The sequence below is a fragment of the Streptomyces sp. NPDC047515 genome, assembly GCF_040643055.1.
GTDB lineage: Bacteria > Actinomycetota > Actinomycetes > Streptomycetales > Streptomycetaceae > Streptomyces.
The window spans coordinates 1-8,546 of the sequence record NZ_JBEYTM010000116.1; the positions used below are offsets into that span (position 1 = coordinate 1).

Annotated in this window: 11 protein-coding genes and 1 pseudogene; 5 read left to right on the forward strand and 7 right to left on the reverse strand. The window is 68.4% G+C overall.

Annotated elements, in window-relative coordinates; translation table 11 throughout:
• Window positions 1-54 precede the first annotated feature (54 nt).
• Window positions 55-525: a RidA family protein gene (locus tag ABZ826_RS38260; protein ID WP_361459063.1), complete on the reverse strand. Its 471-nt coding sequence runs from the start codon at window positions 523-525 to the stop codon at window positions 55-57.
• 92 nt (window positions 526-617) lie between these two features.
• Here ABZ826_RS38260 and ABZ826_RS38265 point away from each other — a divergent pair, with 92 nt between their 5' ends.
• Window positions 618-1,295, forward strand: a complete 678-nt coding sequence (locus ABZ826_RS38265; RefSeq protein WP_361459065.1) for a FadR/GntR family transcriptional regulator — start codon at window positions 618-620, stop codon at window positions 1,293-1,295.
• Window positions 1,296-1,313: 18 nt separating this feature from the next.
• Here the strand turns inward: ABZ826_RS38265 and ABZ826_RS38270 are convergent, their stop codons facing one another.
• On the reverse strand, window positions 1,314-1,520 hold the full coding sequence (locus tag ABZ826_RS38270; RefSeq protein WP_361459081.1) for an integrase core domain-containing protein: 207 nt from the start codon (window positions 1,518-1,520) through the stop codon (window positions 1,314-1,316).
• Between the two features lie 456 nt (window positions 1,521-1,976).
• On the opposite strand from ABZ826_RS38270, the gene ABZ826_RS38275 reads away from it, so the two are divergent.
• Window positions 1,977-2,288: an NIPSNAP family protein gene (locus tag ABZ826_RS38275; RefSeq protein WP_361459067.1), complete on the forward strand. Its 312-nt coding sequence runs from the start codon at window positions 1,977-1,979 to the stop codon at window positions 2,286-2,288.
• Here ABZ826_RS38275 and ABZ826_RS38280 read toward each other — a convergent pair.
• From ABZ826_RS38280 to ABZ826_RS38290, 3 genes are all read right to left on the reverse strand, one after another.
• Entirely contained in the window at window positions 2,285-2,776 is a 492-nt protein-coding gene (locus ABZ826_RS38280) for a LysR substrate-binding domain-containing protein (RefSeq protein WP_361459083.1), read from the reverse strand. The genes ABZ826_RS38275 and ABZ826_RS38280 overlap by 4 nt on opposite strands.
• 178 nt (window positions 2,777-2,954) lie before the next feature.
• On the reverse strand, window positions 2,955-3,602 hold the full coding sequence (locus ABZ826_RS38285; RefSeq protein ID WP_361459069.1) for a LysE family translocator: 648 nt from the start codon (window positions 3,600-3,602) through the stop codon (window positions 2,955-2,957).
• Window positions 3,595-3,840 (reverse strand): hypothetical protein, encoded by a 246-nt coding sequence (locus tag ABZ826_RS38290; protein ID WP_361459071.1) that lies wholly within the window; start codon window positions 3,838-3,840, stop codon window positions 3,595-3,597. The genes ABZ826_RS38285 and ABZ826_RS38290 overlap by 8 nt, the downstream gene beginning before the upstream one ends.
• 517 nt (window positions 3,841-4,357) lie before the next feature.
• Between ABZ826_RS38290 and ABZ826_RS38295 the strand changes: the two genes are divergently transcribed.
• Both ABZ826_RS38295 and ABZ826_RS38300 read left to right on the forward strand, forming a co-directional pair.
• The gene (locus ABZ826_RS38295) at window positions 4,358-5,704 is read left to right on the forward strand and encodes a PLP-dependent aminotransferase family protein (protein WP_361459073.1); all 1,347 of its coding nucleotides are present in this window, start codon (window positions 4,358-4,360) and stop codon (window positions 5,702-5,704) included.
• 68 nt (window positions 5,705-5,772) lie between these two features.
• Window positions 5,773-6,324 (forward strand): annotated as a pseudogene (locus ABZ826_RS38300) (transposase); the annotation flags it as partial.
• A gap of 56 nt (window positions 6,325-6,380) precedes the next feature.
• Here ABZ826_RS38300 and ABZ826_RS38305 read toward each other — a convergent pair.
• Entirely contained in the window at window positions 6,381-7,058 is a 678-nt protein-coding gene (locus ABZ826_RS38305; RefSeq protein WP_361459075.1) for an NUDIX domain-containing protein, read from the reverse strand.
• A complete protein-coding gene (locus tag ABZ826_RS38310; protein ID WP_361459077.1) occupies window positions 7,055-7,444 on the reverse strand; it encodes a DUF4406 domain-containing protein in 390 nt (129 codons plus the stop codon). Before ABZ826_RS38310 ends, ABZ826_RS38305 begins: the two co-directional genes overlap by 4 nt.
• Before the next feature lie 49 nt (window positions 7,445-7,493).
• Here ABZ826_RS38310 and ABZ826_RS38315 point away from each other — a divergent pair, with 49 nt between their 5' ends.
• Window positions 7,494-8,252, forward strand: a complete 759-nt coding sequence (locus ABZ826_RS38315) for a DeoR/GlpR family DNA-binding transcription regulator (RefSeq protein ID WP_361459079.1) — start codon at window positions 7,494-7,496, stop codon at window positions 8,250-8,252.
• The last annotated feature ends 294 nt before the right edge of the window (window positions 8,253-8,546 follow it).

An 8,546-nucleotide genomic window follows, 5' to 3' on the forward strand; every position in this document is an offset into this window, starting at 1 on the left:
GGACCCTAGACAAGTCCCATCGTCGCAGGTCAGGAGCACTCTTCGCGTTTCCGATCACGCATCGGACACCCGGCCACGCGAAAGCCCGAGGCTAAGGACCGCTACAGCCTCGATCTCGATCTTCAGCTCAGGGCCGACCAGACGGTTGACGCCGATATGGCTGCGTGCCGGCCTGTGCTCACCGAAGAAGTCCACGTAGACCTGGTTGACCTCGTTCTGGGCGTCCATGTCGGTGTTGAAAATGGTGACCTTGACGATGTCCTGAACGTCGCCGCCGGCCGCCTTCAACGCGATGAGCAGATTCTCCAGGCAGGCGCGGGTCTGCTCCGCGATTCCCTCGGGCACTGTGAGCTCGGCCTCGTCATGGGGGTGCTGATGTACGAGCGGGTAGGCGGTGGCGCCCGAGAGCCACACAGTGTCGCCGCGCGTGACGACCGCCGGGGCGAACGGCATGGCGTCTGCCCCGGTGTCCTCGCGCAGCTGTGCGGCCCAGGCCAAGGAATCGGGTGTGATGAATTGCTTCACCGTAACTCCAAATTTGTATGATGACTGATGAATGATGGCAGGTGATCAGGATACTGTGGGGCTGGAAGATTGCAACCGGCGAAGGAGCCCCCATGCGCATGATCGGCCGCAGGTCCTCGGTCGACGAGGTCGTAGGCCAGCTCAACGAAGCTCTGACACAAGGCACTTGGGTGATCGGGGACCGACTGCCGACCGAGCAGCAGCTCACCGAGGAGTTGGGAGTGAGCCGTACCGTGATCCGAGAGGCAGTTCGGGCCCTCGTGCACTTGGGCGTGCTGGAGACCCGGCAGGGGGCCGGTACCTACGTGGTCTCCACCACCGACCCCGCCCCCATGCTGCGCCGGTTCGGGACCGCCGACGTACGCGAAGTGTTCGAGGTCCAGCTCGGCTTCGACGTTCAGGCGGCCCAGCTCGCCGCCATCCGCCGCACCGATGCCGACCTGCGGCGGCTGCGCAGCTTGCTCGCTGCCCGAAATCGCGCCACCACGCCGGAGGAGTTCGCCCGTGCCGACGCAGACTTTCACCTGGCCGTGGTGGAAGCGGCGGGAAACAGCGTGCTGCTGGAGTGCTACCGCTTCTTTGTCGGCCGACTCCATGACAGCCTGCACGCGCTGCGTAGCCAGGACGTGATCCAGGAGAGCGGCGCCGAACCCCACGACGCGCTGCTGGCGGCGATCGAGGCCGGAGATGAAGCCGCTGCCGCCGCCGCAGCCGCGGCCGCGATCCGCCCGAGCCTCAATGCGCTCACTGAGCTGTTCCGAGTTTCATAGCGGCCGGTTTGTGCGGATTCAGGCGGCGTTCAGGGTTGCCTGGGATCGGTAGTGCCGGGCCTTGAATGCCTCGAGCGGGAGGTGGTCGAAGGCTGAGTGCAGGCACTCGGTGTTGTACCAGCCGACCCACTGGACGACGGCACGTTCTACCTGGTCAGCGTCCCACCAGGGTCCTTGGTGCTCGATCAGCTCAGCCTTGAACGAGCCGTTGAGGGCCTCGGCCACGGCATTGATGCCCCTATGGATGTCAAGCGGTATCTCGGGCTGGTCCCGTGTCGTTGGCCGCGGTGTTCGTGGGGACGATGAGCCGGTAGATCTCTCGTGCGACGTACCGCTTGAGGCAGCAGATGATCTCGCGTTTGGTCTTGCCCTCCGCAAGGCGTCGCCGCAGGTAGTCCTGGGAACGGCCCTCCCAGCGCAGGCGGCTGAGGACGATCCGGTAGAGGGCGGCGTTAGCCTGTCGTAGCTGTCCGCGACGGAGCCGACGGACGCGGTCGCGCCGGCCTCCAGCAACCGTTCGCCGTAGCGGATTGGCGCGTATTGCCCAGGTTCAAGGAGTCGTCGCAATCGAGACCGGTACTAGCTCCTACCGACTCGCCACCACCCGCGCCCGCGCGGGCCAACAACTGGCCACGTCCTTCGCTCACTGGCCCAGGGTCCGTCACCCGGCATGATGCAGGCATGATCACTGTTCATCTGAAGTACGAGATCGACGCCGATAAGCTCGAGGACTTCGAGGAATACGGCCGCCGCTGGGTCCGGCTCGTCAACCGTTTCGGCGGGACGCACCACGGCTACTTCCTGCCGAGTGAGGGCGACAGCGACATCGCCTACGCCCTGTTCTCGTTTCCCAGCCTGGCCGCGTACGAGCAGTACCGCACGGACAGCATGTCCGACCCGGAATGCCGGGAAGCGTTCGAACTGGCCCGTGACACCCGCTGCATCAAGCGGTACGAGCGCCGCTTCCTCCGACCGCTCGACGGCGTGTCCTAGGTCGACGGAAGGCGCAGGGTGCGGTTCTGTCGCGCGGCTGTGCGCAGCGCTGCGATGACAGCCGTGGTCGTCGGGCCGCGGTCGGTGTGACGCGTCGCGGCGAACAGCAGGCGCAGGATCGGGCGATCCTCGATGGGCGCAGTACGGATTCCGAGCGCGGCCGGGTCGATGGCGGTCCGGGGGACGAGCGCGGTGGCGAGGGCAGCCCGTGCGAGGGTGAGCTGGGCAGCGATGTCGGCTGTGGTGTAGGGCGTCGTGGGTGTGAAGTCGGCCTGGTGGCAGGCGCGCAGGATGGCCTGCCCGCAGTCCGTGGTCGGCGGCGGCACTACGAGTCTGTGCATGGCCAGTTCCCGCAGTGACGGGCCTCTCGTCGGCTTGGCCGGCCGGGGCGGTGACGACGAGCAGCGGATTGTCGAGCAGCGGCGAGACCTCGATGCCCCAGGGTGTGGCATCGGGCGGGTGGTGATATCGCTGTCCCAGCACCGCATCGACGGCGCCGAGGTGAGTTCCCGCAGCTGCGCCTGGTCGGTGACAAGACAGGTCACGGTGAGCTGCGGGTGATGTGAGCCCAGCACGATCAGCACAGGGGCAAGGTCGAGGCGGCCCCTGGCATGGGCTCGGGTGTGACAGCAAAGGCGGAGGCCCTCCGGCTGTTCTGCCGTTCCGTCAGCTGGGGTTGGCCGGCCCCGACGTGTCGATGGCCAGGGAGACGGCGAGGGCACCGAGGACGGTGCCCATCATGTAGCGCTGCACCTTCAGCCAGGAGGGACGGCGGGAGAGAAAGACGGCAATCGTGCCAGCGGCGAGCACGATGGTCAGGTTGACCGTGACGCTGACCACGATCTGGATGGAGCCGAGGATGAGGCCTTGGAGGAGGACGTGGCCCTTGTCCAAGTCGATGAACTGGGGGATGAGGGAGAGGTACATGATGGCGATCTTCGGGTTGAGAAGATTCGTCATCAGGCCCATGGTGAACAGCCTGCGCGGCGAGTCGTGCGGCACGTCCTGCGGGTCGAAGACGGAGATTCCGCCCGGCTTCAGGGCGTTCCAGGCCAGATAGGCGAGGTAGGCGGCGCCGGCCAGTTTCACCGCGACGTACAGTTCGGGCACGGCGAGGAAGACGACCGACAGGCCCACGTTCGTGGCGACCAGGTACACCATGAAGCCCAGTGCCACACCGCCGAGGGAGATCATCCCGGCGCGCTTGCCCTGGGTGATGCTGCGCGAGACGAGATAGATCATGTTCGGCCCGGGGGTGAGCACCATACCGAGTGCCACCACCGTTACGCCGAGGATCCCGCTCAGTTCAATCATGAAAACCTCTCATTCGTAGGTGCGTTGCACCTCGTTCTCCGCGCGCCTCGTCGGCGCTGTCGTCCTGTACGGCCTCGGCGAGGTCGTGGGCGATGTCGTGCAGGAGGTGGCGGGTGAAGAAGTCGACGGTGAGCCGCGGGTCAGCCAGGCGTGGATCGTCGCGGTTCCAGTCGTCGGCGGTGAGCATGGCCAGGCGGTGGGCCAGGGCCTCGGCGGCTCGCCCCAGCTCCTCCGCCACGTGCCGTGGCTCCTCGTCCCGGTAGTGCGGGACAGCATCGGGGTAATCCGCTGATACCCAGGCCTTCATAGCGACCGTCTGTCTCGGTGTAATCGTTGATTTTCCCAGGATTGCATCGAGTCGAATGTGGAACAGCAGGCACATGTCCCGGATGTGGCAACCCCACTCCAGGGGTGACCAGGCGGGTACCCCTGCGCGTCGGCTGCCGAGCCCTGGGTTCCGCAGCAGCCGCTGCCAGCCTGCGGTGTACTCCCTCAGCGCGTCGGCGACCGCGTCCGACCTGATCAGGTGGGATCTGAAGCCGCACTGACGGCAGTCGGGCAGAGGTGCGGGAGTGCGGCCGAGCGGCGACCGGTTTCGGGTCGTCGTGTTCACTGAGCTCAGGACTCCCTTCCCGACCTCGGGGCAACGCTGGGAGCGTATTGCAGGGCGCCGACTCGATGCAACTATCCAATTGCACTGAGTGCAATGTTGTGGTTGGATGGAGGCACCCGGACGGACGAGGGGAGCGCGTGTCGTGAAGGACTATCAGAGCGTTGCCGACGAGGTAGCCGAGGAGATCAGGTCCGGTTCCCTCCGGCCGGGTGATCGCCTTCCTCCGCAGCGGGAGTTCGCGCGGCAGCACGGCATCGCCAACTCCACGGCCACGCGCGTGTACCAGGAACTGGCCCGTCGTGGCCTGACGGTGGGTGAGGTGGGACGCGGCACGTTCGTGCGCGCGGCGTCCGCGAGGTCCGGTGCCTCCGCCCCCGCGCTCACGGAACCGGCGGTCGGCCGGATCGACCTGGAGCTCAACTACCCGGCTGTACCCGAGCAGAGCGCGCTCCTCGCCGAAGGGCTCGGCGGGCTGCTGCGCCCCGACACCCTCGGGTACGCCCTGCGGCCGGTCGGCGCGTCCGGCCTTCCGGCCGTCCAGGAGTCCGCCGCCGATACCCTCGCCCGCGGCGACTGGCGCCCCGACCCCGCGCGGATCCTGTTCGCGGGCAACGGACGGCAGGCCATCTCGGCCGTCATCACCGCCCTGGTGGCACCCGGCGGGCGTCTCGGTGTCGAGGAGCTGACGTACCCCGTCATCAAGGCCGTGGCCGCCAGGCTCGGCATCACCCTGGTCCCGCTGGCCATGGACGACGCCGGACTGATCCCGCAGGCCGTGGTGGAAGCCCACGCCGTGGCCCCGCTGCACGCCGTTTACGTGCAGCCGAGGCTGCACAACCCGCTCTCGCTCACGATGCCCGAGCAGCGCGTCGAGCAGCTGGCGGAGACCCTGCGGAGACTCGGACTCCCCGCGGTCGAGGACGCCGTCTGGGCGTTCCTGCGCGACGAACTCCCGCCGCTCGCTGCCTACGCCCCCGAGCGGACCGTCCTCATCGACAGCTTGTCCAAGCGCATCGCTCCCGGCTTGACCCTCGGTTTCGCGGTGGCGCCCACCGACCTGACGAGTGAGATCGCCGCCACCCTGGGATCGGGCGGCTGGGCCCCCATGCGCTTCGCCCTGGAGGCCGCCCACCGCTGGCAGCAGAACGGCACCGTGAAGAAGCTGGTGGCCGCCAAGCAGCGGGAAGCGGCGGCACGGCAGGGGATCGCCGCCCGGCATCTCACCGGTTTCGCTGTGCAGACTGATCCGCGTTCCTACCACTGCTGGTGGCAGCTGCCCCGCCCGTGGCGCGCGGACACGTTCGTCGCCGCCGCCGCGCGGCATGGCATCGGGGTGGTGCCCGCCGCCGCGTTCACCATCGACGGCAACCACGCCCCCAACGCCGTCCGCCTGGGGCTCGCCTCACCGCAGCTGGACGTCCTCTCCCAGGCGCTCGGCACGCTCGTCGATCTCGCCCGGTCCGCGCCGGAAGACCTCGTCACCTCCTAATGACGTTGCCGAGTTCCCGTTGTGACAGAGAGTCCACCTTGATAGCACCGTCCGTCACGGATCAGGGCCCCGTCCTCACGGTCGGCGACGGTGCCCTGGGCTTCTGGAAGGCCCTGGCCGAGGTGTTTCCCGAGACCCGGCATCAAAGGTGTTGGGTTCACAAGATCGCCAACATGGCGAACGCCCTGCCGGAGTCCGCGCAGCCCGGCGCGAAGAAGGCCCTGCAGGAAATCTACAACGCCGAGGGCCGCGACCACGCCCTCAAGGCAGTCACGGCGTTCGAGAAGGCATACGCCGCGAAGTTCCCCAAGGCCGTCAAGAAGATCACTGACGACGTAAACGAGCTGCTGGCGTTCTACGACTTCCCCGCCGAGCACTGGATTCCCCTGCGGACCACGAATCCGATCGAGTCGGCCTTCGCCACCGTCCGGCTGCGGACGAAGGTCACCCGGTGCGCCGACAGCGCGGCCGCCGCGCTTGCTATGGTCTTCAAGCTCGTCGAGTCTGCCCAGCAGCGATGGCGCGCGATCACCGCGCCCCACCTCGTCGCCCGCGTCCGCGCCGGAGCCCGTTTCGAACGCGGTCAGCTCGTCGAGCGGCCCGAGCTCACTGCCGCCTGATGGCTCGCTCCCGGCTAATCCGTGTACCCGAGGCAGGGCCGGCCGGGGCGGCGGTGTCAGCCTGTGTCAGCTGCGGGGGCGAAGGGTCCGTCCAGGGCAGCCCATTGCAGGAGCATGATGGTTTTGCCGTCGGCGATGTGTCCGTCGCGGACCATGGCGAGGGCATCGGCGAAGGGCAGTTCGAGCACTTCGATGTCCTCGCCGTCCTCCTCAAGACCGCCGCCGGTTCCGGTGCGGTCGGCCGGGGTGTAGGGGGCCGCGTAGAAGTGCAGGCGCTCGGTGACCGAGCCGGGGCTCATGTAGGCGTCGAGGACGTGGGTGAGCGGGCCGAGCGTGACGCCGAGTTCCTCTGCAGCCTCGCGCCGGATGGCGGCGAGCGGGGCGTCGCCGTCGAGTAGCCCGGCCGCGGCCTCGACGAGGATGCCGTCCGGGTGGTCGTTGGCGTAGGCCGGGTAGCGGAACTGGCGGGTGAGCAGCACACGTTGGCGCTCGGCGTCGTACGGCAGGACGACCGCTCCGTTGCCGCGGTCGTACGTCTCGCGCTGCTGGGTGACCCAGCGTCCGTCGCGGCGCTGGTAGTCGAAGGTGGTGCGGCGCAGAACATGCCAGCCCTGCGAGGTGAGCTCCACATCACGGACCCTGACGCGAGGGTTGCGGTCCAGGTCGCGCCCGACGCGGTCGAGGCCGGTGCGGCCACGGTGGTCGGGGGTGTCGATGCCGGGGCGGGCCGTCACGCGGCCCTGCCTTCCTGCGGGATGCGGCGCGGGATCTCGGCCACGTCGTGGTAGACGGGCAGGCCGCGGCGGCGGGCGGTGGCCACGTCCTGGGCGGCTCCGGTGGAGTAGCCGGGGAGGCGGAGTACGGCGTCGCAGTGGGCGAGCAGACGGTCGGCGGTCGGGTAGAGGACCTGGTCGGCGAGGGGGTCCGTGGGGCCCACGCCGGCCGAGCGAAGGACGGGTAGGGCCACCCACTCCCCGATCACGGGCACGTGGCCGGCGGCGAACACCGGCCATGCTGCCGCTTCGAGGCGGGCAAGGTTGGCGGCCATGGCCCACGAGTCGCCGTCGGTGCCGGAGCGGTAGGGCCCGGCGATGAGGATGAGCATCGGCTTGTCGGTCATGGCGCGCTACGATACATGCAGAAACGTGCAAGAACATGAAGGAGTGTGAATGCTGGTCGCTCAACGGCGTGCTCACCTGCTGGACGTGCTCGCCCGGCAGGGAAAGGTCGTCGCCAAGGACGTCGCCGCAGACCTGGGTATCTCCGAGGACAGCGTGCGCCGCGACCTGCGCGACCTCGCCGCCGAGGGACTGTGCCAGCGTGTCTACGGCGGGGCATTGCCCCTCTCCCCTGCCGTGGCGGACTACGCCGCCCGGAAGACGGTCACCCCCGACGGCAAGCAGAAGGTCGCCGCGGCTGCCGCCGCGCTGGTGCGGCCGGGCAGCGCCCTGATCCTGGACGGTGGCACCACGGCCCTCGCTGTAGCCCATGCCCTTCCGCCGGACCTGGACTGCACCGTGATCACCCATAGCCCGACCGTCGCGGCCGCGCTGCTGGAGCATCCGAAGGCCGAGGTTTTCCTGCTCGGCGGCCGCATCTTCAAACACTCCGCGGTTGCCTGCGGCGCGGCCGCGGTCGAGGCCGCCCAGAACATCTCCGCCGACCTTTGCCTGTTGGGCGTCACCGGCGTCCACCCGGACGCGGGGCTTACCACCGGCGACGCTGAAGAGGCCGCGATGAAACGCACCCTGGCCGCACGGGCCGCGGACACCTACATCCTCGCCTCGTCCGAGAAGATCGGCACAGCATCACGGTTCCGCGTCCTGCCCTGGGAAGACATCAGCGGACTGATCACCGACGCCGACCCCCACCACGCAGTCGTTGAGCAGCTCACGGCGCGCGGCGTGGAAGTCCTGGCGGCCGGCTGAAAACTACCGGCCGAACAGCATGGGATCGCAGGAGATTCAAGGCACCAGCCCGCCACCAGACTGCACCGACAGGCCCTCGGTGCTCGAATGGCTTCGCAATCCCGAGCTACCAAGAAGCCCTGTCTTCATGCGCCCACACCCGCGCGATCACCGATTACGACCTTGGGTGAAATTGGGGTCGGGGCGTGTTGGCCTGGTAGTTCGGCTGGTGGTGATCAGCAGACGGTGTTGTGGGCGAGGACGAGTTCGGTGTTCGTCCGGCGGCGGGTCGGGCGTCGTGCGGAGCGGTCGGAG